This window comes from Edaphobacter bradus (genome assembly GCF_025685645.1).
Taxonomy (GTDB): Bacteria; Acidobacteriota; Terriglobia; order Terriglobales; family Acidobacteriaceae; genus Edaphobacter; species Edaphobacter bradus.
On the sequence record NZ_JAGSYF010000002.1, the window covers coordinates 71,296 to 92,978 of the forward strand.

The window sequence follows — 21,683 nt, forward strand, 5'->3', positions numbered from 1 at the left end:
GAGCTCACCTACTCGTACTGCGCTACGACTTCCTCGATCCGCCGCTCGTCAACATCTTCGTACAACTTGCCGTCGATCATCACAGCGGGTGCGTGATCGCACGCGCCCAGACAAACAATAGGCAAAAGGGTGAACCGTCCGTCTGCTGTCGTGCCGCCGAGCGTTGTACCCAGGCTGCTGCAAAGACGATCGCGCACACGATCGCAGCCCATGATCCAGCAGGAGACGCTGTCGCAGACTAGTGCCACATGTCGTCCGACAGGTTTGCGTCGGATCAGGTTGTAGAACGTCGCGACACCATCCAGGTCGGCAACGGAAAGTCCAAGAAGCTCCGAAATGTCTCGCAGGCTTTCCTCCGAGACCCACCCGCGATTTCGCTGGACGATCAGCATGGACTCGATGCTCATGGCCTGCTTGTTCGGATAGTCGCCAAGCTTCGTCTCGATCTCTCTTCGTTCCTCAGTAGTCAGCATCGCTTCGCTTCCCTTCTGGTGTCATCGGTCGATATCGGCGAGCACATAGTCCAGGCTCCCAAGAATCGCCAGCAGGTCCGGAATCATAAGCCCCCGGCACAGCTGCGGCAGCATCTGCATATGCGGGAATGACGGCGTGCGGATACGCGTCCTGTACGAGCCAGTTCCCCCGTCACTGATCAGGTAGTAGCCGTTATTGCCCTTGGTCCCTTCAATTGCCGCCATTGCTTCTCCCGCTGGAATGACTGGCCCCCAGCTCACGCCAAGAAAATGATGGATAAGCGTCTCGATATCATGCATGGTGCGCGCCTTGGGTGGCGGCGTGGTGAGCGGATGTTCGGCATTGCATGGGCCTCCCGGCATGTTGTCGACGCACTGCTGGATGATGCGAAGGCTCTGACGCATCTCCTCAACGTGGACAACTGCACGGTCATAACAATCACCGGATTGGCCGACTGGTATTTCAAAGTCGAGCTGGCTGTAGCAGGAGTAGGGCTGCTTCTTGCGGAAATCCCATTCGAGTCCGCAGGCACGCAGATTCGGCCCTGTCATGCCCCACTCGATCGCTTCTTCGACCGTGCAGCCGCCAATTCCCTTTGTGCGCCCTTTGAACAGACGGTTGCGTATAACGGTGCGATCGTATTCATCGAGCCGGGCTGGCAAGTATTGCAGAAACTCTCGGAATAACCGGTCCCATCCATTCGGAAGGTCTTGTGCCACCCCCCCGATACGAAACCAGTTCGGGTGCATGCGCGCGCCGCAGATCGCTTCGACAATCCCAAAGGCTCGTTCGCGGTCGTTGAACAGATAAAACACCGGCGACATTTGGCCGAGATCCTGCGCGAACGTGCCGTACCAGACCAGGTGGCTCATGATGCGAAAGAGCTCCGCCATCATGACGCGAATCATCTGCCCACGTGGCGGCACCGTAATACCTGCAAGCTTTTCAACCGCTGTCAGGTACGCGAAGTTGTTCATCACACCGCCCAGATAGTCCACACGGTCGGTGTAAGGAATATAGGTATGCCACGTCTGGCGCTCGCCCATCTTTTCTGCGCCGCGATGATGAAAGCCTATGTCTGGCACAGCATCGACGATCACTTCGCCATCAAGCTGTAGAGCGATGCGCAGAACGCCGTGCGTGCCCGGGTGCTGCGGCCCTACGTTCAGGAAGAGAAAGTCCAGACCGTCATGCTCGCGCAACATGCCCCACTCTTCAGGATGAAACTGCAACGCTTGCTGTTCGGCGTCCTGCTTTTCGTCCGGCAGACGGAACGGCCCCATCTCAGTGGCGCGTGCCGCATGATCCTTGCGCAATGGGTGTCCCGACCAACTCCGCGGCATGAGAATGCGCTCCAAATGCGGGTGCTTGTCGAAGACAATGCCGAACATGTCCCACACTTCGCGCTCGTACCAGTTGGCGGCACGGAAGATATCGGTGATGGTTGGCAGTGTTAGCTGCTCTTCGTTGAGCGCGACCTTCAGCCGAACATACGAATTTCGCTCAAACGAGTAGAGGTGGTAAACCACCGTGAAGTCGCTCGGCGGCTGACCGTCGCGATGCGCACGTCCGCGTTCGTCGATTGCCGTGAGATCGTACAGCATCGTATATGGATCGGAGATGCTGGAGTGAAGCGAGCGTATCGCCTGATGGATGGCATCCTTCGACACCCAGAATGTAGGAATATCGTCACGGGCCGACTGAGGCGCAGCAGTATCCCCCAATTCATGCTGTAGCTCCTGATCGAGGACGAGGCCACTTGCCATACAGCACCGCCAGTACCGCTATACGCTATCGGGAGTCCTGAGCACCGTCAGCAACTGCCGCTGAGCCCGCTTCTCATCTCGCATGGAAGGCATCTCAGGCCGCTCCACTCCCTGCGGCCCGACTACCCAACTCAGGGGCCGCTTTTCCTTTCCAACCGCATCACGCAACAACAAGACACCTTCGAGAAATGCGTCCGGCCGAGGCGGACACCCAGGCACATATACGTCTACGGGCAAGAACTTATCTACGCCCTGTACAACGCTGTAGATGTCATACATGCCGCCTGAATTCGCGCATGAGCCCATGGAGATGACCCAGCGCGGCTCCATCATCTGCTCATACAGGCGCTGAATGACCGGAGCCATCTTGATGAAGACCGTACCTGCAATGACCATGAGGTCTGCTTCTCGTGGTGTACCGCGTATCACTTCAGCGCCGAACCTCGAGATGTCATATTTGCTGGTAATGCTCGTAGCCATCTCCACAAAGCAACATGAGAGACCAAAGTTGAAGGGCCAGACGGAGTTTTTGCGACCCCAAGCAACAAGGTCATCCACGCGAGACAGAATGAGCGTACGACGGATCGCGTCGTCAGAAGATTCACCGACTTTTTCAACCTGCGGGGCACCAAGCCGACTGATCGACCAGGGCATAATTCACCATCCGTTTCTAACTTGTCCGTCGGCTTCCGCTCCAATCCAGCGCACCCACGCGCCATAGATAGACCAGGGTTGCGAGCAGGACCGCCATAAAAAGCGAGGCCTCGCCGTAGCCGGTCCATCCAGTTTCACGGACGGAGATCGCCCACGCAAAAATGAAGACCGCTTCGAGATCGAAGATCACGAAGAACATGGCGACCAAGTAGAACTTGGCCGACAACCGCACTCGCGCAGACCCCTGCGAGAGGATACCTGATTCATAGGGGGTGCCCGTTGCCCGATTGTGATGTCGCTGACCCAGTACGAAAGACAGGCCAAGCATAGCGACAACGAGCATGATAACGATTACGAGATAGACTGCCAGCGGCCAAAGGTCCATAGTCCTTCGCCTCAACACAACCCGTCAGCTTTGTATCGCTAGCAAGTATGGACCAGATCAACAGGATTCGCAACTATCCGGTAATGGGCGAGTTGACCGCCACCAACTATCCGTCGGTATCGGCCCGACTGACCTGGCAGGAAGCCAGCAAGACGCTAAGCGAACCGGCGGTGCCTTTACCTCCGTCTGGAACTATGCTCATTCCCCCCAAACCGATGTAGCTTCACAAGCTGCATGATGAGATCTGCTATCACCTTGATCAATCCCTGATGCGTCGGTGGGGATGGATCACTGCCTGTGTTTAGCAACGCTTTGATAAACACGTGACAGAAAGATGACATCCCCCGCGCAACGATCTTCGACCCGCCGCGTCTAGATAAGGAAAGGTTTAGCGGAACTCATTGATGCCTGGATCGACCGATGCACTCATCGTTGGCGGCGGACCAGCGGGATTAGCCGCCGCAATCGCTCTGCGACAAAGAAACATCGGCTGCGTGGTTGTGGAGGCCTTGCCTCCGGCGATTGACAAGGCATGTGGTGAAGGGCTCATGCCGAATGCGCTCAGCGCACTTGAATCCCTCGGCGTTCAGATCACAGACGAGGATGGATATCCGTTTCGCGGAATACGATTTGCAAACGCAGCGCACCAGGTAGATGCGCAGTTCCCTGAAGGCTACGGAGTCGGTGTTCGCAGGATCAGGCTGCACGAACGTCTGGCGCTACGTGCGCATCGTTGCGGCGTCAACATCCTCTGGAACAGCCGCGTCACACTGCTCGATCGGGGCATGTCCTCGATCGACGGCACACAGATAGCGTTTCGCTGGTTGATCGGTGCCGATGGACAGGGCTCTTTCGTGCGTCGCTGGGCGGGGCTTGACCAGACACGAAAGAAACGCCTGCGATATGGCTTTCGGCGGCACTATCAGATAAGGCCATGGAGCGAGTTTGTCGAGGTGCATTGGGGCCCGGGTGGTCAGATTTACGTCACGCCTGTATCTCCGGAGTCCGTGTGTATCGTGTTCGTCACCGCTGACCTGCGTGATCGCAGCGATATCCTCGCGTCGTTCCCTGCCTTACGCCAGCGGCTCAGTAGCGCTCCCCTTCTATCGCAGCAGCGAGGCGCAGTTTCAGCAACCCGCGAATTGAGCCGAGTTGCAGACGGAACAGTTGCCCTGGTCGGCGATGCCTCTGGCTCGACAGATGCCATCACAGGGGAAGGACTCGCGATGTCGTTTCGTCAGGCAAGCGCATTGGCCGAAGCAATCGAGGCGGGGTCTTTGGCGGGCTATAGCCGTGCGCATGAGCGGATCGGAAGGCTGCCACACGCCATGGGGTCTCTTATGCTGACAATGGACCGCTGGCCGTCAGTTGAGGTGCGCGCCATGCGGGCTCTCTCCTCCAATCCGGAGCTGTTTCGCGAACTGCTGTCCGTCCATTTGGGGATGAAGGGTCTGTTCGAGTTTGCCATGCTGCGTGGACCAAAGCTCGGCTGGAGTCTCATGACTGGAAGTCATCACGGTTAAGGGGGAAATCGATGCAACGGAAGAGCACGGCCGGTCGAAATTTCGGATTGTTGCTGGGAATCGTTGGGTCGCTTCTGACCTTTGTGGCAATTGCGATTGCACAGGCTCCACATGAGATCGACATCACACTCGATCCCGTAGCTACAACCGTTCATTGGACGCTCGGCGATGTTCTGCACACCGTTCATGGATCTTTCAAACTGAAGAAGGGCGCAATCCACTACGATCCTCTCACCGGCAATGCCACGGGCTTGATCGAGATCGATGCGGCCAGCGGAGAGAGCGGAAGTTCTGCGCGCGATCAGAGAATGCACAAAGATGTTCTCGAGAGCCTGCGATACCAGACCATTACCTTTCGCCCCACGCACGTGGAGGGCAAGTTTGATCAGGCAGCTCAGGGCGTCTTCACTGTAGATGGAGTCTTCAGTCTTCATGGCGCGGACCACCCTATGAAGATGATGGTGAGCGCTCACCCGCAATCGGCCGGCGTCGAGCTCGACACTCACTTCGAAGTACCCTATGTGCAATGGGGATTGAAGGACCCAAGCACCTTCGTTCTGCGCGTGAATAAGGCAGTCTCTATTGATGTAGAGAGCGTCGCGCAAGTAAGACCCTGACCGCACAACCTCGTCAAATTGACGCAGGGCGTACACCATGCGCTGCCGAAGCGTCTGGTGATGTAACAAAAAAGACGCAGGAGGCATGTGCTCCTCCCGCGCCCGCTGACTGCCTGTACAACATCTGGTTTAGAAGAACAGCTTCATAGCGAGTTGTAGGCGCCGGGAGGCATTGGGTCCCCCTCTGGCGCTGGTGATTGAGCTGAAGTTTGTGGTGAGGAAGTTCAGGGTTCCTGTTGCTGGCTGCGCCAGCGGCGTAGTGTTGGTTGCGTTGAATGCCTCGGCCCGGAACTGCAGCCTGACCGTCTCGGTAACGGTGAAGTCCTTGAGGATCGAGGCATCGAGGTTGGTGAAATGAGGACCGCGAGCCTGCTGCGGGCCTCCGCCAAGCGGAGCGTAGTTGGATTGCCCGATCGCCGTTGCAGCAGCCGGCTGAGCAAATGCCTGGGGGTTCAGCCACTGCGAGTAGTTGTGCTTGCCGCCGTAGATGTTTGCGCCCGGAACGACATTGGCAAAGCAGCCAAACGCAGAGGTGGCAATTGGGCAGTTTACTGTGAACGGCTGACCGGTCTGGTAGGTGTAGATGAAGTTGACGTTCCATCCGCCAACCGCCAGGTCCGTGAGCTTGTTGGCATTGCCCAGCCACTCGCGGCCGTGGCCGAAGGGCAGCGCATACGATCCGGAGCCGTGGACCACGTTGGTAGCGTCGGTATCGCAGAGCCCGTAGTCGGCTGCGATGCCGAAGCCGGGAAGCCATTCGGCCCTGTACTGCTGGTTCTGCGAGGCCTGCGTGTGCTGGTCGGTCAGGCACTTGCTGTAGGTGTAGTTCGCGAGAACACTCAGACCGGCGCCAAGTTGGCGCTCGTAGGTCACCTGCAGCGAGTTGTAACTGCTGGTTGCATTGGTCGTCTCGTAGGTTGCGTTCCTGGCAAAGCTCGGGAACGGAACGTAGTTCTGAGGGTTGGCGCTGGGAGGGAGAAGCTGGCTCGGTGAGTTGAAGTACCCGAGGTTGTCCAGGTGACGGCCGGTCGATCCGACGTATGCGATCTGGATGGAGTCGTGGTTGGTGAACTGGTCCTGGACTGTCAGATTGAAAGACTGAATGTAGGGAGTCTTGAAGTCATACTGCCGCCCGTACAGATTCAGTCCCTGCCCGCTGTTGACCGTGGGGTCGGAGATGTTGATCTGGGCGAATGCGCTCTCCATGGTCGCCGTTGCTCCATTGGGAAGCACGATCGGATGCTGCGAGTCGGGGCTGGGGAAGGTGGAGGTGTAGACAAATGGATAGTTGGTGCCGAGAGTTCCGCCGTAACCCAGGTTTCCGAGCGCACCATAGGCAATGCCGTATCCTCCGCGGACCGCGAGCGTCGGATTGACACGATAAGCAAAGCCAAGACGCGGAGCGAAGTTCGTCTTCTGCGCATTGCCCAGAGTAAGGCCTGAGACGCACTTGAGTGTGATGTTGCTGCTCACCAGCAGAGCGTCGAAGGATGCGGAACGCGACACTGCGCACCCCTTATTCGATATGTAGTAGGTGCCGGTGTTGCCGTTTCCGCCGTTGGCGACGAAGTTCGCCTGCCGGCCAGAGCTCTCGGCATAGGGCGTGAAGTAATCCCAACGGAGGCCGAGGTTCAGCGTCAGGTCCGGCGTAATCTTCCAGTCATCTTGGAAGTAGGCACCGATGTACCAGCGATGATCGTCGGTCGCGGAGATGTTCGACCCGGAGAAGGTGCCCAGCCCGCCTACGTTCTTTACGCCACCAACTGTAGAAGCGATTGGGACGAGCAGCATATCGCCGAGGCCAGTGAGGTTGCTGTTCTTGTTCGGGATATCGGAATATTGGCCGCTATAGGTCATAAATCCCCTGCCCTGGGGTGGCTGGGAGATGTCGCCTTCGATGTCGTCGACCTGCACCCCCATCTTGAAGGCATGGTTGCGGTAGACCTTGGTGACGCTGTCGGCTCCTTCGATGCTGTAGACGTACTGGAGCGTCGGGGTGAAATTGCCGACACCGATGTGGGTCAGGCCGTTGATGTTGATCGGAGGAATTCCGCCGTTATTGGCAACCTGCGGAATGCCCTGGATGCCATACTCAGCGGGAATTCCCATCGTGTTTCCAAAGACCGACCGCTGCAACTTGTCTGCGTGCATCATGCCGACATGCATTTCGTTGGTTAGGGTCGTTGTAAAGACGTGGGTGTATCCAACCGCGAAGGCATAGGCCGGGAAGCTATCGTTGCGCCCTCCCGACTGACCCACGGCCCGGTTAGGCAGCGCCGACGGAACCGCAGACGAGTAGAGGCTGCGGTCATAGGTTCCGTTCAGGATGTTCTTGTCGTTGATGTGCTCGTCGATGCGCAGGTCATAGGTATCGACATTGGTCACGGTTCTGGGAGACCAGAAAAAGTTATTGTTAAGACCCGAGGCGGTCGCCGTGGGATAGACCCCGAGCAGCTTCACGGCATTGGGGTCGATACGGCTGGCCGGAATGATGTTGAGCTGCGAGGTGGCGCCGACGAACGTGGTCTTCCCGGCCAGGCTCCCGGTATAGAACGGATCGCGCACATAGCTGCCCGCAGTTCCGCTCAGGCCGGTAATAGGATCCACGCCCGAGGCAGGAATCTGGCGCGTCGTCGCCGGGTCGAGGACGGTGCCGTGCGGGATGACGCGACCGAGAGCGTCCGTGCCCGTGCCGCTGTTGTAGGTAATCAGGTCCTGCAGGTTGGTAAAGCCGCTGTTCACCATCGCCGCGGTGGGCACAGTGCTTGTGGCAGGAGAGGGCAGCACGTACCGCTGTCCCTGGTAGGCAAAGAAGAAGAACGTCTTGTCGCGAACGATCGGGCCGCCGATGGTGGCGCCGAAGATGTTCTGGCGGTATTCCGGCCGTGCCTTTTGGTTAAGCTTGTTGAAGAAGAGGTTCGCGTTGAAGACGTCGTTGCGGACGTATTCCCACACGTCACCGTGAAAGCGATTGGTGCCAGACTTGGTGGTGGCATTCACCACTCCGCCGGTGGAGTGCCCAAACTCGGCGCTGAAGTTGCCGTTCTGCAGCTTGAACTCCTCGATGGCGTCCGGAGGAGGCGTGATGGTGGCGTTGCTATTGACGGAGGAGCCCCCGTACATCTCAATGTTGTCGTTGATGCCATTGAGCCTAAAGTCGTTCTGCCACAAGTTGGCGCCGTCAACCACGAAGAAGGCGCTGGACGAAGCGCCTGAGTCTGAGCTTGGCTGGCCAGGAGGCGCTGTGGTGACGCCAGCCGAGAGCTGTGAGAGCGAAGTCCAATTTCGGCCCTGCAGCGGGAGATCGTTTACGGTCTGCGTCCGGATCGTCTGTCCGACCGATCCATTCTCGGCCTGTAGCAGAGGAGCCGAGGCCGTGACCTCAACCTGCTGCGTGACTTGGCCAGCCTCGAACTTGACGTCGATCGTCAGGATGTTCTGGATGTGTACTTCGACACCGATTACGGTGAAGGTCCGGAAGCCCGGTGCCTCGGCCTTAAGGACATAGGTTCCCGTTCGCACGCCGGAAACTGTGTAACTGCCAGTCGCTGTGGACTGCGCCGTGAGCGAGATACCGGTTGACGGATTGGTGAGGGTAATCTGAGCGCCTGGGACGGCCGCTCCAGTTGGGTCGGTAACGGTACCGGTGACGCCGCCAGTATCTACCTGAGCATACAGGGCTACCGGTACAAATCCAGTCACCAGCAACAGAAGAAAGATACAGGCCGGAATGATCTTTCCAGCACGTTTCATTTGGAACATAAAAGAGCCTCCTGATGAACTACCTGAAAGTCGTGTTGTGATTGTTCGCTGCAGTTGAGCCTTCCATGCGCGGACGGCAGGAGAGCATACGTAACCGATAACTGAATTTGCAAGATGGGGCGGTCACAAATCTGTGAATCGTTTGCGAAAATCGCCGTCGCTTCGCTCTTACCGCTGTCCCTCTGAGGATAGGACGCGGAGCAACCTGAGCGTATTCGTGTCCGGCTGGCCTGCGAAATACGTTGCAATTGCGTCGAGAAAGAGCCGATTCTCCGTTGTGGCCTCCGCGAAAAGAGTCATCGAGGACCAGAACTTCAGATCGTCCGGGTCGCCCAGGATTTTGTCGATCGCGCGGCCTTGCATCCGGTTGTGAATCTCAAGCACAAGCTGCGTGCACTCACGCAGGCGCGGGCCCAGCACGGGATGCTCAAGATAGGCCCCCGCCTCTGCGATCGACTTGAGAGCAAAGTGCTGGGATGTAGGGCTTGAGCCAAGCCCGGCAATTTGCGGAAAGATGAACCATATCCAATGGCTGCGCTTGCGGCCGGCGCGGAGTTCGGCGAGCACCTGCGGGTAGACCTGTTCCTGGGCATCAATGAAGCGCTGAAGATCGAAGGAATCGGCGGGCATAGCGACACACCTCTGGACCAGAGACAGGCAAATCCTGCGCCCGCGCGATCGTATGCGTCAAGCAGTTCGGCGTGCTTAGCGATCGAGGTAACGAACGCCGGTGAGCTCCTCGCAGATACCCCAGAGTCTTGCCGCCGCTGCCTGGTCCCGGGCTGCAGGCGCGATCTTCGCCGGGCCGACGGTCTCGCCGCGCATCTCCTGAAAGCCCTGTGGGCCGTAGTAACCACCGTCTGCGACGTCGGGCGAGGTGGCCGCGTAGAGCGTGGGCAGCGCGCCTTCGGCATCCGTGTTGAGGAACGTGCCAATGACGTGGCCCATCATGTTGCGCACAGCCTTCTCAAACGGAGAGTAGTCTTCTTTCTTGAAAATGTTTGTATCAGCTACTCCGGGGTGAGCCGCAACGCTGATGATTGGCCAGGAGGCAGCCCGCAGGCGGCGGCTCAGCTCTAGCGAAAGCATAAGGTTGGCGAGCTTGGACTGCTGGTAGGACTTCATGGACGAATACGAGCGTGTGGATTGCAGATCGTCGAAGTTGATCCCGCCGCGTTTGTGTGCGATGGAGGCGATCGTGACGATGCGCGGACGCTCACCGGAATGTGAGGCCGTGAGTTGCAGTGCGGGCAACAGGAGGCCCGTCAGAGCAAAGTGCCCGAGGACGTTGGTGCCGAACTGCACCTCGAAACCTTCGGTGGTCTCTCGGCGGCGCGGCGGCGCCAGGACGCCTGCGTTGTTGATGAGCACATGCAGTGGACGCCTGCGGGCGATCTCCTCAGCCGCAAACTGCCGCACGCTCTCCAGCGAAGCGAGGTCGAGCAGCGCCAGCTCGACGTGGCCTCCAGGGGCCTCTTCGGCGAGCTGCGCCACGGCAGCCTCGCCCTTGCTGCGGTTGCGGCACGCCAGAAGCACCTGCGCTCCCTTGCGCGCGAGCTTGAGCGCAGCGTGGTAGCCGATGCCGCTGTTGCCGCCGGTGATCAGGAACCGCCGGCCAACCTGCGAGGGAATGTCTTCAGCCATCCATGGCTTGCTCATGGGCCTGTCTCTTCTGCGTATAGGACGCCTGTTAGCGGCATGGAGACTCACTCTTTTGTGCGAGGCCGAGGTTGCATCCCCGTCTAGAATAATCTGCGATGCCAGCCCTTCCATTTACTATGCTGATCTTTGCCGGCTCCACATTGGCCGGGATGCTGGGAGCGCTGACCGGGCTAGGCGGCGGGGTCGTACTGGTCCCGCTGCTGACGCTGGTCCTCCACGTGGATCTTCGCTATGCGATCGGGGCATCACTGATCTCAGTCATCGCAACCTCATCGGGAGCGGCAGCGGCCTATGTGCGCGAGGGCTTCTCAAGTGTGCGGATAGGGATGTTCCTCGAGGTCGCCACGACACTGGGTGCGGTCTTCGGCGCGCTTCTCGCGACGCGAACCCCGACGCGGGCACTGGCCATCATCTTTGGCCTGGTGCTTCTCTACTCCGCGTGGCTGAGCAGGAACGGACACCCCGAGGATGGCAGAGAGAGGAAGGCAAGTCCGTGGTCGGACCGGCTGCGGCTCTCGGGCCAGTATCCGGACGGGCAGGGCGGACAGATTCCCTACAAAGTGGATCGCATCGCGGGAGGCTTCGCGACGATGTTCGGCGCTGGCACTCTCTCAGGGCTGCTGGGAATCGGCTCCGGCGCGGTGAAGGTGCTGGCGATGGACCGCGTGATGCGAATCCCCTTCAAGGTCTCGACGACAACGAGCAACTTCATGATCGGCGTAACGGCAGCGGCAAGCGCGGGGATTTACCTGAAGCGCGGATACATTGATCCGGGGCTCGCCTTCCCGGTGATGCTGGGCGTCTTGATCGGGTCGCTGCTGGGTGCGCGGTTGCTGGTGCGGGCGCGCGTCTCCGTGCTGCGCACCGTGTTCACGCTGGTGATTCTGGCGCTGGGAGTCGAGATGATCGTTAACGGCTGGATGGGCAAACTATGACCGAAGAACGCAGGCCCTTCGATGACCAGCGCATGGACGCAATCATGGGCCGGCTGTTGCAGTCCGGCGTGCTGCTGGCCTCGGCGGTCGTGCTGGTGGGAGGTCTGCTGTACCTCAAGGCACATCCGCATACCTCAGTGAACTATCGGACTTTTGTGAGCGAACCGGCGGAGCTGCGGCATCCAGGCGCGCTGCTGCGGGAGGTCGCAGCCGGCAACGCCGCCGCACTGATCCAGTTCGGCGTGCTGCTGCTGGTTGCGACCCCTATCGCGCGCGTCGTCTTCGCCGTAATTGCATTCGCTATGGAGCGCGACCGCCTGTACGTTGCGATCAGCCTCTTTGTGCTCGCCGTGCTGATGTTCGGCCTGCTGCATGGGGTCTGAACGCCTGCCGTTTTGTCATTGACTGGTCAAGGCCCCGTTAAGCGAGAGTAAAATCACCATGAGCGACGCCGGGGGTGAGTCCTGCGCGCACTTTCATTCGTACACTCTCATTGAAATCCCCAAGAACGAATCCCGAAAACGAGGAAGACATGATGCGCAAGGGTATGTGGATCGCAGTTATTGCAGGCGTAGTCGCAGCAGGCAGCTTCAGTTTGAAGCTCAACGCAGCCACGGATACAGTTCAGGTCGGTGCAACGGCGCCGAACTTCACTCTCCCCTCACAGGAAGACAAGCCGGTAAGCCTGAAGGACTATAAGGGCAAGTGGGTCGTCCTTTACTTTTACCCCAAGGACCAGACCACCGGCTGCACGATTGAGGCGCACAACTTCCAGCGTGACATGGCCAAGTACGACGCGCTGCATGCCGTCGTGCTCGGAGTGAGCCTGGACACGGTCGAGGGGCATAAGGCGTGGTGCGCGAAGGACACTTTCAGCTTCAAGCTGCTGGCCGATCCCGACCACAAGGTCGTAGACGAGTACGGTGTTCCAGTCATGACGCACGGCGACATGAAGTTCGCCAGCCGCCAGACCTTCCTGATCTCGCCTGCTGGCAAGGTGGTCAAGGTCTGGCCGAAGGTCGACCCGCAGACACATAGCGAAGAGGTGCTGGCCGAGATCACAGCGCAGAAGAAGTAGACTCCAACAGACGCAAAAAGGCCCGGGCGCTCTTTCTGAGCAGACCGGGCCTTTTTGCTTGCCTTAGTACAGGGTTACTCTTAGCTCATCTTCTTGACGATTGCCTTCTTGACCGCCCGCTTGACGATTGCCTTCTTGATGGCCTTCTTGACGATAGCCTTCTTGATGGCCTTCTTGGCGGCCTTCTTAACAACAGCCTTCTTAACCGCCTTCTTTACTGCCTTCTTTGCTGCTTTCTTAGTTGCCAAAGTCGTACCTCTCTTGATTGATTTTTTTGTGCTCTTTTTCACGACCGCTTTTTTAGGAGCGACCTTACCGCGCCGAGCACCAGACTTCTTCGCGGCAGATTTCAATGTCTTCTTCACAGCCTTCTTGGCGGCCTTTTTGACCACTTTCTTGGCCGGAGCTGCCTTCTTCACAGCTTTCTTGGCCACGGCCTTCTTCGCAGGGGCTTTCGCCGCCGCCTTCTTGGCTGGGGCAGCCTTCTTCGCTGCAGGCTTCGGAGCCTTTGCTGCTGCAAGGGCCTCGCTGCTCACCGGCGGCTTGGATGCCTTCGTGGGAGGCGTGTAGGGGGCCACAGGTGACGGCGGTGGCGCAAAGATGACGGCTTCCTCGGCGTGGGTTTCCACTTCGGTCACTCCGCCGTTTTCGGAGGTCACAATAACCTCCTCTTCTTCGTCGTCGTGATCAAAGCTGTTGGAGAGATCGTCGTCGCTCTCATCGCTGAACATGTAATCGTCGTCTGAGGCAGCTGCGTGGAACCTGATCGTGTCGTCGAACGTCATTGTCGCCTATCCTCTGCTGCTTTCCTTCCCACCACATTTTCCGGCCGGTTTCGAACATTTCTTCGATGTAGAAGAAAGTTCATTGCACCTTCGGCACGGAATTCTAGCAACAGGATGCCCTTATCTGCCAGTAAACGCAAGCACTCTTTTGTGCGAGGTAGCTTATCGTGCAGCTCTCCGTCTCGAATTGGAAGAGGCGCTCTTCGATTTTGCGCCTCCGCTCTTGCTCGATGAGCGGTGGTGCGCGCCCGCGCTCCTGGTTGAGTTGTACCCCACATGCGACGGCGCTCCGTGAGATGCAGATCTTCTGCTCGAGGCCTTGGAGCGCGCGCGTACGCTCGGCGCAAGCCTCACAGGCTCGGCGACGGTGATCGTGCTGCCGGGATGGATCGTGTTGGAGGAGAGATGATTCCAGCGCCGGAGGTCCTCCGCAGAGACGCCGAAGCGGTCCGCGACGGTGATAAGCGTGTCACCCCGGAGCACTCGGTAATGCTGCGGGTGCGTGCTCGAAGGACTGGCGACGGGGACGACAAGCTCGTCGCCTGTGTCCACAGGATCGCCCGCGGCGATGCTGTTCACCTGTGCGATCTCACTGGCGCGCGCGTGCAGCATGTTCGCGATGGCGTCGAGCGACTCGCCGGAGCGAACGACGTGGAAGCGCCAGGTGCTGCGCTTGTCCTCGGGAATCTCCTTAATGCGATCTAGATAGACGTCATGCGTCCCCAGCGGAACGTGCAGGTCGAAGGGGGTGTCCTGCGGCGTGCTCATGCGCAGAAGGCTCGGGTTGAGCGCGACAATCTCCTGCAGCGTCGCCCCAGTCACGTCGGCGACCAGACGCAGATCAATCGGATAGTCGATCGTGACCTTGTCGGAGAGCACTGCCGGCTCCGGCACGACACTGTCGAGACCATACTGCGCCGGATTCTTCGCCATAATAATCGCCGCGATGATGCCCGGCACGTAGTTTCTCGTCTCGCCGGGCAGATTGCCGCGCCGATAGAGCTCCCAGAAGTCGGCGTAGCCCGTGCGCATCACAGCGCGCTGCACATTGCCCGGGCCCCAGTCGTAGGCAGCCATGGCGAGATACCAGTCGCCGAACTGGTCATAGAGCGATTTCATGTACTTCGCGTAGGCTCGCGAAGACTTCTCGGGATCGAAGCGCTCATCGACCCAGCCATTGCGCGCAAGGCCGTACGATCCGGCAAACGGCATGAACTGCCACATGCCTCCGGCGCCCGAGCGAACATTGAGCGCCTGCGGCTGGAAGCCTGACTCCGCGACCGCGAGGTAGATCAGGTCCTGCGGAACGCCCTCTTCGCGCAGGACCTTCTGGATCATGTCCTTGTACTTCCCTGCGCGCTCAAGCGAACGCAGGAGATGCGCGTGGCCCGCCTGCGAGTTGGTGAAGTAGCTGATGAAGCCTGCAACGTAGTCGTTGACGACGAGGGGAAAGTCAGACTGCGTCGTCTTGAGCTCTGCGGCCACCTGCGCGGTGAGAGCCGCATTCGGAGGAAAGGTGACCTCGTTCGCAGTATCGAGCGGAGCGGCTTCGAGGACAGGCGAGAGGCCATTGCCCTGCTTGAGCGCCGCCAGCTCGAGGGCGTTGATCGCATCCAGCAGATGCTCAAACTCGTCGGAGAGCTGCGGGTCGCCCTTCAGGTCCATGCCACTCGTGAGCATGACGTCAACGGCAGAGTCGAAGTCCTGCCGCGCGGCGTCGAGATGACCTGCACGATAGTTGTCGACACCTCGGCGATACGTCTGTTCGACGCGACTAATGAGCTGCTGCTCCTTATACGTCTGTTCTGCGCTCTCAACGGGATGCGCCGCAGGCTGCTGCGTTGTGGACTTGCTGGCCGTCGCAACGCCCGCCGCCTGCGAAGTCGAGGGAGCGGTGGCCTGCGCGGGGACCTTGCCTGGAGCAGCGGCCGGTTTCTGCGGACACCCTGCCAGCAGCACCAGCGGCGCACACATCGCCGCCAGTGCCCATTGCCGCACCCATTTGTATCGAGCTCGCTGCTGCATTGTTCCTGCTCATTGTAAGACGGATTGCGACCGGAAACTGATGCATTCTCGAACTGCGTTTATGCGCCTGAAATTCATCTTCGGATGCGGCGTCGCGCAAGGGCTTGGACGTCCTGCGGGTGTTAACATTAGAAGTTGAAGGAATTCACCCACCCAGTATGGATCCAAGTCACATCCGCAACTTCGCGATCATCGCGCACATCGATCATGGCAAGTCCACGCTCTCCGACCGGCTGCTTGAGCTTACCGGCTCGCTGACGGCGCGCGAGATGCATGCGCAGGTGCTGGACGCGATGGATCTCGAGCGCGAACGCGGCATCACCATCAAGGCCCACACCGTCCGCATGATGTACAAGGCAAAGGACGGAGAGACCTATCAGCTCAACCTGATCGACACGCCCGGCCATGTGGACTTCAGCTACGAGGTCTCGCGCTCGCTTGCCTCATGCGAAGGTGCGCTGCTGGTGGTCGATGCCTCGCAAGGCGTCGAGGCGCAAACACTCGCGAACGCCTACCTCGCCATCTCACACGGACTTGAGATCATCCCCATCATCAACAAGATCGACCTGCCCAGCGCCGACATCGAGCGGACCAAGGAGATGATCGAGAAGTCCGTCGGCCTTCCCGCTGATGATGCGATTCCGGTCTCCGCCAAGACGGGACAGAACGTCGATGAAATCCTTGAGGCTGTCGTGCATCTACTGCCTCCGCCCAAGGGTGACGCCGAGGCTCCACTGCAGGCGCTGATCTTCGACTCCTGGTTCGACGCATACCGCGGCGTCATCGTGCTGGCTCGCGTCATCAACGGGAAGCTGCGCAAGGGAATGAAGATCAAGCTGATGTCGAACGGCAAGATATTCGATGTCGAGAGCATGGGCGTCATGACTCCCAAGCCTGTCGAGCTCGATGAGCTCTCAGCCGGCGAGGTCGGCTTCTTCGTCGCCACTATCAAGAACGTCGCCGACACCAAGGTTGGCGACACCATCACCGATGTCGAGCGCCCTTGCGCCGAACCTCTGCCCGGCTTCGAAGACATCAAGAGCATGGTCTTCGCCGGACTCTACACGGTGGACTCGCACGAGCACGGCATGTTGCGCGATGCGCTCGAAAAGCTGCGGCTCAACGACAGCTCCTTCAACTTCGAGCCTGAGTCCTCCGCCGCGCTCGGCTTCGGATTCCGCTGCGGCTTCCTCGGTCTGCTGCACCTCGAGATCATTCAGGAGCGGCTGGAGCGCGAGTACAACCTCGACCTCATCACCACTGCTCCAGGCGTGCGCTACAAGATCACGATGACCGACGGCTCTGTCATCGAGGTCGACAATCCCTCGCGCTGGCCGGATCCCAGTGAGATCGAGCAGATCGAAGAGCCTGTCATCACGGCGAAGATCCTCACCAATGAAGAATATGTTGGCGGAATCCTGAAGCTCGTCGAGGACAAGCGCGGCCGCCAGCAGAACTTCGAGTACGTCTCCGAGACACGCGTGATGCTGACCTACGAGCTTCCGCTGAATGAGATCGTTCTCGACTTCTACGACAGGCTGAAGTCGGTCTCACGCGGGTACGCCTCGCTCGACTATCACCTCGCAGGAATGTGGGTCTCGCCGATGGTGAAGATGGACATCCTTGTCTCGGGAGAGCCGGTCGACGCGCTCTCCATCATCGTGCACCGTGACTTCGCCTACGAGCGCGGCAAGGCGTTGGTCTCGAAGATGCGCGAGCTGATTCCACGGCAGATGTTCGAGGTGGCGATTCAGGCGGCGATCGGCTCGAAGATCATCGCCCGCGAGACCGTCGCGGCCATCCGCAAAAACGTGCTCGCCAAGTGCTACGGCGGCGACATCAGCCGCAAGCGCAAGTTGCTCGAGAAGCAGAAAGAAGGCAAGAAGCGGATGAAGCGGATAGGCAAGGTCGACATCCCGCAGGAGGCCTTCCTCGCCGTGCTGAAAGTGGGCGAAGAGTAGGCGCGGATTGCCGTTATCCAGAATTCTGTAATGCAGCTTTCATCTTCATCTGTGGAAACCCTTGAGGTGCCTCAATTTGCTGTCAGATTGCCGAAAAAGCACCGTCGGCACGGACAGTCTTGACGCCACAACTTATTTACCCGCATAGAGTTACGCAATCGGAGGATGGACGGAGCAGAGCGGTGCCGGACACAATCCCGTTACAGCTCGCGGGGCCTCACAACCAGGAAATCCACAGTGTTTTCCACATTGTTCGATGCTAGCGAACTTATTTCCAATAGAAAAAGGAGGCCCTGTCGGGCCTCCCTTTTGATCGTGCACGACGCTCCAGTTACTGCTTTGGGGCAGCAGCCTTCGGTGTGGTGCCGGCCGCGGGATGCGGACGCACCGGAGCGGAGGCCGACGGAGCCGTCGGAGGAGGAGCAGCGACCCCCGAAGAGGCGTTGTAGGCACTCACCACAGCCTGGGTGATGTCGATGTTCTCCTTCGGGTTGACCCACATCACGTTGTTCGTCTGCTGGTTGCTGACGTCAAGCAGCAGCGTGTACCCGTTCTGCTCTACATAGTTCTTCAATGCCACCGAGACCTTCTGGGCCACCTTACCGTAGGCCTCCTGCAGGTCGGTCTGGTACGCGGTGTTGGCGTCCTCGGCTTCGCGGTTGAGCTGCTTCTCTTTGGTGTCGATGCTCTTCAGGCGCGCAGCCCGATCTGCATCGCTGAGAGTGGCAGGGGCGCTCTGAAGTTGCTTCTTGAGCGAATCAACCTCCTGCGCGAGAGCGTCGATCTGCTGCTTCTTGGGCTCGTACTTCTTCTGCACATCCTGAACGGCACGCTGGCCCTCATTGGTGGCGAAGACAGCCTGCTCGAAGGCGACGAGCGCGATCTTGGCGGGAACGGCCTGCGGAGGAGCGGCGGGAGCCGAAGCGGCCGCTACAGGTGCGGCAGCGGCGGGTGCGGCTGCAGACTGGGCTATAGCGGCCGTGGACAGTCCCGCGCCGAGAGCGGAGAGGAGAACAAGAGTGCGATTCATAGGTCTGGAATGCTCCTTCAGAGTCTTGCCTTGTTGTCCGTCGCCTGATGGAGGACGAGTCACTCCATCAGGGACGGAGTGGAATTTACTGCTTGGTAGGCGCGGGCCGGGGAGGTGTCGTCGTCCGGGGACGCGTCGCCGACGGAGCCGATGGCGGAGGAGCCGCAACTCCGGACGAGGCGTTGTAGGCCTCTACGATCGCCTGCGAGATGTCGGCGCCCGGCGCCCACAGCAGAGTCAGGCCGCCGCCCTGTTGCTGGCCGTTGTTATCGAGCAGCATCGTGTATCCGTTCTGCTGCACATACTTCATCACGACCGGCCCGAGCTTCTGGGCGACCTTACCGATCGCCTCCTGTACATCAGCGCTATAAGCGTTGCTGGCGTCGTCGCCGTCGCGCTGATACTGTTTCTGCTTGGTATCGATCGCACGCAACCGGGTGGCCCGCTCATCTTCAGACAGCGTGGTCCCCGAGGCCTGAAGCTGCTTCTGCAGCGAGTCGATCTCGCCGGCCAGGGCGTCAAGCTGCGTCTTCTTCGGTTCGTACTTCTTCTGAATCTCTTGCAGTGCACGCTGCCCCTCGTTGGTGGCGGCGGCGACCTGTTCGTACTCAATGACGGCGATCTTCGCCGGAATGGCCTGTGGAGCAACAGGAGCGCTAGCCGGAGTCGTGGCCGGAGTGGTGGCCGGAGTGGTGGCCGGAGTGGTGGCCGGAGCCGCCGGAGCCTGAGGGCTGGCCGTCTGTGCAAGCCCTGCGGCAGTGGTCAACGCCGCCGCGAGTGCGGAGGCAAAGGCAACGTTGCGATTCATGCGGTGTGTGGTACTCCTTGGGAGATCGTTCAAATGCTCATTGGCCTTCGGTGCCTCGTCGCACCATCCGGGCCTGCCCTGCCTTGCTCCTTGCATCCACTCAGAGTGACGCACACCGGGGAGCGGCGTCACCATATACCTCGATCACCCGATTGTCCGATGGGAAAATCGACGGAGCGAGAGGGCTTCCAGAACAAGAGCGATTATAGGACCCGCCCCAGAGTGGGTCAAACAAACTCTTCTCAAATATCACTCTTCTGAAATATGGAGCATTGACCAGTCATTCTTCTGTTTTCTGGCCACCTGCCCCCCGTAACCCTATGAGAAATCCCACAAAATCCACCAGTTCTGTTTGGCATGAGGATTGCACATTTGCCTATCGTGCGGATTTGCGCCAGGATTTCTGGCGTGATGCCGCATCGCCTCAATGCACGAGTACACCCGCTAGAAGGTGTCGCCAAGTTGAGGCAAGCTTCCTCTCCGGGGAGTAATTTCAGGAGGCCAGTGACTGGCCATTGACCTTTGGCGGAAAGGCCGCTCCCCTTTCGGGAGCAGCCTTTCCCCACTCTGGTTGGGATCATCGCCCGATGGGCGACTCTTTTGAATTTGGGCAAGCCTATATATTTCATGGATTTGAAATCAGAGGCCGAAGAAAACATCGTTCCTGCACAAGAGAGTAGTTGCAAACCGAAGCCATTACGCGTACGCTTGTGCTTGCTTCGTGAACTGGCGGTGCGTGCCGTTCGCTGTGCAGACCTTCCGGGCTATCGTGTAAGATTGGGGCTGGAAGCACAGGATACAGTGCACCGGAACTTGCCGGACTCTGTCGCAAAACAGTTATGAGGGTGATGGGAACGGCCGAATCAGGCGTTCCAGGCTGCGCGTAGCATCGGCTGAGTGAGCCGCTGATCGCAGCGAGATGCAGGGCAAGAAGTCCGTTTTGAGTACAACTTGAAACCGTTTCCTCCGACGCTGAAAGACCGGGTTGATTCTCTCCTCGTGGTTTCCACGGAGAAGGCTTTGGCTGTCAGCGTGGGACGAAACGCGAATTGCGTTTGATGCAATAGGAAGTGGAAGCATGACTTCAGAGCAAAATGTACCCGAGGTGCAGTCCTACCAGGGTTCCCCAGCGTCCTCCGAACAGGATGGCGACGCACAATACGCTGGTCAGCCCGTGCCCCCAGGCATGGGACAGTCCAAGAGCAGCCGCCGTCGCCGTCGGAAGCGCAAGAACAAGGGCCTCGACTCGGCCGCGCAGCAGACAGGCTTCGAGCCGAACAGCCAACAGAGCGGCCAGCCCGGCGGACAGGTCCCCTCGATGCAGGCTGGAGCGCAGCCGCAGCCGTTCCAGCAGCAGGGCGGGCAGCAGCCCAGCCACGGCGGCCAGAACTCGGGTGGCAAGCGCTGGAAGAAGAAGTATCGCGACCGTGACCGCCAGCGTGGCTCGCAGCAGAGCCCCGGAAATGTCGCCGAGTCCGGCGGGGGCTACCGCGACCGCGATTCACACCAGCCCGGCAACAACGCCTACAAGCGGAGCAAGGGTGGCAAGCAGCAGCGCGGGCCTCGCAGCTTTGTCGGTCCTATGGACCACAGCTACCGCGAGGTGAACGGCAACTTTGCCGACGCGCCTCCCTCCACCATCGAGACGCACGGTAATTACGGAGGACGCCGCAACGGACATAGTGGCGGCGCGCGAGCGCTTCTGAACGAGTCCGGCCCGATCGACTACTCCGTTGGCAGGCCGATTCCGATCGACGAGAATGCCCCAACGAAGATCTACTTCTTCATCGAAGACCTGTTCTTCCTGGCGAAGATTCAGGAGACGGCCCGCAAACTCGGAGTCAAGGTCGCGTTCGTGAAGAACGACAAGGAAGTCCTCTCACAGCTCACATCGGGCGATGAGGAGGATAGGCCGGGACTGATCGTCTTCGACCTGAACAACGCCAACGCCAAGCCACTGACGCTGATTCCCAAGCTCAAGGCCAAGCTGAAGAAGGGAACCTCCATCATCGGCTTCCTCTCGCACCTGCAGGGCGACCTGAAGGCTAAGGCGACCGAGGCCGGCTGCGACACCGTGATGCCGCGGGCTGCCTTCTCGCAGAACCTTCCCAACCTTCTGCGCCGCTACGGCACGGAGGAAGAGGAAGACAACAACTTCAACCAATAGTGGAATCAACTCCGGGTGGTGATAGGGCGCGTCATGGGCTTCATGGCGCGC

The 21,683-nt window shown here is 59.4% G+C and carries 18 protein-coding genes; 7 read left to right on the forward strand and 11 right to left on the reverse strand.

Annotated elements, in window-relative coordinates; genetic code table 11:
- Window positions 1-8: 8 nt before the first annotated feature.
- Genes nuoE through ndhC form a run of 4 tightly spaced genes read right to left on the reverse strand, consistent with a single transcriptional unit; the run spans window position 9 to window position 3,279 of the window.
- Window positions 9-473 (reverse strand): NADH-quinone oxidoreductase subunit NuoE, encoded by a 465-nt coding sequence (nuoE, locus tag OHL16_RS06485; RefSeq protein ID WP_263366301.1) that lies wholly within the window; start codon window positions 471-473, stop codon window positions 9-11.
- A gap of 21 nt (window positions 474-494) precedes the next feature.
- Window positions 495-2,240, reverse strand: a complete 1,746-nt coding sequence (gene nuoC, locus OHL16_RS06490; protein ID WP_263366302.1) for an NADH-quinone oxidoreductase subunit C/D — start codon at window positions 2,238-2,240, stop codon at window positions 495-497.
- A gap of 18 nt (window positions 2,241-2,258) precedes the next feature.
- Window positions 2,259-2,894, reverse strand: a complete 636-nt coding sequence (locus tag OHL16_RS06495) for an NADH-quinone oxidoreductase subunit B (protein ID WP_263366303.1) — start codon at window positions 2,892-2,894, stop codon at window positions 2,259-2,261.
- Window positions 2,895-2,910: 16 nt separating this feature from the next.
- Window positions 2,911-3,279, reverse strand: a complete 369-nt coding sequence (gene ndhC, locus OHL16_RS06500; RefSeq protein WP_317891043.1) for an NADH-quinone oxidoreductase subunit A — start codon at window positions 3,277-3,279, stop codon at window positions 2,911-2,913.
- Between the two features lie 404 nt (window positions 3,280-3,683).
- Between ndhC and OHL16_RS06505 the strand changes: the two genes are divergently transcribed.
- Window positions 3,684-4,802 carry an NAD(P)/FAD-dependent oxidoreductase gene (locus OHL16_RS06505; protein ID WP_263366304.1) on the forward strand — a complete coding sequence of 373 codons (1,119 nt, stop codon included), beginning with the start codon at window positions 3,684-3,686 and terminating at the stop codon, window positions 4,800-4,802.
- 11 nt (window positions 4,803-4,813) lie between these two features.
- On the forward strand, window positions 4,814-5,419 hold the full coding sequence (locus OHL16_RS06510) for a YceI family protein (protein WP_263366305.1): 606 nt from the start codon (window positions 4,814-4,816) through the stop codon (window positions 5,417-5,419).
- Between the two features lie 129 nt (window positions 5,420-5,548).
- On the opposite strand, the gene OHL16_RS06515 is transcribed toward OHL16_RS06510, so the two are convergent.
- From OHL16_RS06515 to OHL16_RS06525, 3 genes are all read right to left on the reverse strand, one after another.
- Window positions 5,549-9,181 carry a carboxypeptidase-like regulatory domain-containing protein gene (locus tag OHL16_RS06515; RefSeq protein ID WP_263366306.1) on the reverse strand — a complete coding sequence of 1,211 codons (3,633 nt, stop codon included), beginning with the start codon at window positions 9,179-9,181 and terminating at the stop codon, window positions 5,549-5,551.
- 168 nt (window positions 9,182-9,349) lie between these two features.
- Window positions 9,350-9,811, reverse strand: a complete 462-nt coding sequence (locus tag OHL16_RS06520) for a DUF1810 domain-containing protein (protein WP_263366307.1) — start codon at window positions 9,809-9,811, stop codon at window positions 9,350-9,352.
- Between the two features lie 75 nt (window positions 9,812-9,886).
- Entirely contained in the window at window positions 9,887-10,840 is a 954-nt protein-coding gene (locus tag OHL16_RS06525) for an oxidoreductase (RefSeq protein WP_263366308.1), read from the reverse strand.
- A gap of 98 nt (window positions 10,841-10,938) precedes the next feature.
- On the opposite strand from OHL16_RS06525, the gene OHL16_RS06530 reads away from it, so the two are divergent.
- From OHL16_RS06530 to OHL16_RS06540, 3 genes are all read left to right on the forward strand, one after another.
- The gene (locus tag OHL16_RS06530; RefSeq protein ID WP_263366309.1) at window positions 10,939-11,778 is read left to right on the forward strand and encodes a sulfite exporter TauE/SafE family protein; all 840 of its coding nucleotides are present in this window, start codon (window positions 10,939-10,941) and stop codon (window positions 11,776-11,778) included.
- Window positions 11,775-12,161, forward strand: a complete 387-nt coding sequence (locus tag OHL16_RS06535) for a DUF1634 domain-containing protein (RefSeq protein ID WP_263366310.1) — start codon at window positions 11,775-11,777, stop codon at window positions 12,159-12,161. Before OHL16_RS06530 ends, OHL16_RS06535 begins: the two co-directional genes overlap by 4 nt.
- A 152-nt stretch (window positions 12,162-12,313) precedes the next feature.
- Window positions 12,314-12,856: a peroxiredoxin gene (locus OHL16_RS06540; RefSeq protein ID WP_263367420.1), complete on the forward strand. Its 543-nt coding sequence runs from the start codon at window positions 12,314-12,316 to the stop codon at window positions 12,854-12,856.
- 80 nt (window positions 12,857-12,936) lie between these two features.
- On the opposite strand, the gene OHL16_RS06545 is transcribed toward OHL16_RS06540, so the two are convergent.
- On the reverse strand, window positions 12,937-13,641 hold the full coding sequence (locus OHL16_RS06545; RefSeq protein ID WP_263366311.1) for a hypothetical protein: 705 nt from the start codon (window positions 13,639-13,641) through the stop codon (window positions 12,937-12,939).
- A 162-nt stretch (window positions 13,642-13,803) separates the two neighbouring features.
- The gene (locus OHL16_RS06550; protein ID WP_263366312.1) at window positions 13,804-15,666 is read right to left on the reverse strand and encodes a lytic transglycosylase domain-containing protein; all 1,863 of its coding nucleotides are present in this window, start codon (window positions 15,664-15,666) and stop codon (window positions 13,804-13,806) included.
- Between the two features lie 158 nt (window positions 15,667-15,824).
- Between OHL16_RS06550 and lepA the strand changes: the two genes are divergently transcribed.
- Window positions 15,825-17,627 (forward strand): translation elongation factor 4, encoded by a 1,803-nt coding sequence (gene lepA / locus OHL16_RS06555; protein ID WP_263366313.1) that lies wholly within the window; start codon window positions 15,825-15,827, stop codon window positions 17,625-17,627.
- A gap of 331 nt (window positions 17,628-17,958) precedes the next feature.
- Here lepA and OHL16_RS06560 read toward each other — a convergent pair whose 3' ends face one another.
- Both OHL16_RS06560 and OHL16_RS06565 read right to left on the reverse strand, forming a co-directional pair.
- Window positions 17,959-18,657, reverse strand: coding sequence for an OmpH family outer membrane protein (locus OHL16_RS06560; RefSeq protein WP_263366314.1), 699 nt, complete (start codon window positions 18,655-18,657; stop codon window positions 17,959-17,961).
- An 85-nt stretch (window positions 18,658-18,742) separates the two neighbouring features.
- Entirely contained in the window at window positions 18,743-19,465 is a 723-nt protein-coding gene (locus OHL16_RS06565; RefSeq protein ID WP_263366315.1) for an OmpH family outer membrane protein, read from the reverse strand.
- A gap of 1,078 nt (window positions 19,466-20,543) precedes the next feature.
- On the opposite strand from OHL16_RS06565, the gene OHL16_RS06570 reads away from it, so the two are divergent.
- Window positions 20,544-21,632 (forward strand): response regulator, encoded by a 1,089-nt coding sequence (locus OHL16_RS06570; protein WP_263366316.1) that lies wholly within the window; start codon window positions 20,544-20,546, stop codon window positions 21,630-21,632.
- Window positions 21,633-21,683: the final 51 nt, after the last annotated feature.

What these genes read in the sequence shown, in the direction of transcription:
- nuoE (WP_263366301.1), bottom strand. Translation starts at nt 473, where the DNA reads ATGCTGACTACTGAGGAACGAAGAGAGATCGAGACGAAGCTTGGCGAC.
- nuoC (WP_263366302.1), bottom strand. Translation starts at nt 2,240, where the DNA reads ATGGCAAGTGGCCTCGTCCTCGATCAGGAGCTACAGCATGAATTGGGG.
- OHL16_RS06495 (WP_263366303.1), bottom strand. Translation starts at nt 2,894, where the DNA reads ATGCCCTGGTCGATCAGTCGGCTTGGTGCCCCGCAGGTTGAAAAAGTC.
- ndhC (WP_317891043.1), bottom strand. Translation starts at nt 3,279, where the DNA reads ATGGACCTTTGGCCGCTGGCAGTCTATCTCGTAATCGTTATCATGCTC.
- OHL16_RS06505 (WP_263366304.1), top strand. Translation starts at nt 3,684, where the DNA reads ATGCCTGGATCGACCGATGCACTCATCGTTGGCGGCGGACCAGCGGGA.
- OHL16_RS06510 (WP_263366305.1), top strand. Translation starts at nt 4,814, where the DNA reads ATGCAACGGAAGAGCACGGCCGGTCGAAATTTCGGATTGTTGCTGGGA.
- OHL16_RS06515 (WP_263366306.1), bottom strand. Translation starts at nt 9,181, where the DNA reads ATGTTCCAAATGAAACGTGCTGGAAAGATCATTCCGGCCTGTATCTTT.
- OHL16_RS06520 (WP_263366307.1), bottom strand. Translation starts at nt 9,811, where the DNA reads ATGCCCGCCGATTCCTTCGATCTTCAGCGCTTCATTGATGCCCAGGAA.
- OHL16_RS06525 (WP_263366308.1), bottom strand. Translation starts at nt 10,840, where the DNA reads ATGAGCAAGCCATGGATGGCTGAAGACATTCCCTCGCAGGTTGGCCGG.
- OHL16_RS06530 (WP_263366309.1), top strand. Translation starts at nt 10,939, where the DNA reads ATGCCAGCCCTTCCATTTACTATGCTGATCTTTGCCGGCTCCACATTG.
- OHL16_RS06535 (WP_263366310.1), top strand. Translation starts at nt 11,775, where the DNA reads ATGACCGAAGAACGCAGGCCCTTCGATGACCAGCGCATGGACGCAATC.
- OHL16_RS06540 (WP_263367420.1), top strand. Translation starts at nt 12,314, where the DNA reads ATGCGCAAGGGTATGTGGATCGCAGTTATTGCAGGCGTAGTCGCAGCA.
- OHL16_RS06545 (WP_263366311.1), bottom strand. Translation starts at nt 13,641, where the DNA reads ATGACGTTCGACGACACGATCAGGTTCCACGCAGCTGCCTCAGACGAC.
- OHL16_RS06550 (WP_263366312.1), bottom strand. Translation starts at nt 15,666, where the DNA reads ATGCAGCAGCGAGCTCGATACAAATGGGTGCGGCAATGGGCACTGGCG.
- lepA (WP_263366313.1), top strand. Translation starts at nt 15,825, where the DNA reads ATGGATCCAAGTCACATCCGCAACTTCGCGATCATCGCGCACATCGAT.
- OHL16_RS06560 (WP_263366314.1), bottom strand. Translation starts at nt 18,657, where the DNA reads ATGAATCGCACTCTTGTTCTCCTCTCCGCTCTCGGCGCGGGACTGTCC.
- OHL16_RS06565 (WP_263366315.1), bottom strand. Translation starts at nt 19,465, where the DNA reads ATGAATCGCAACGTTGCCTTTGCCTCCGCACTCGCGGCGGCGTTGACC.
- OHL16_RS06570 (WP_263366316.1), top strand. Translation starts at nt 20,544, where the DNA reads ATGACTTCAGAGCAAAATGTACCCGAGGTGCAGTCCTACCAGGGTTCC.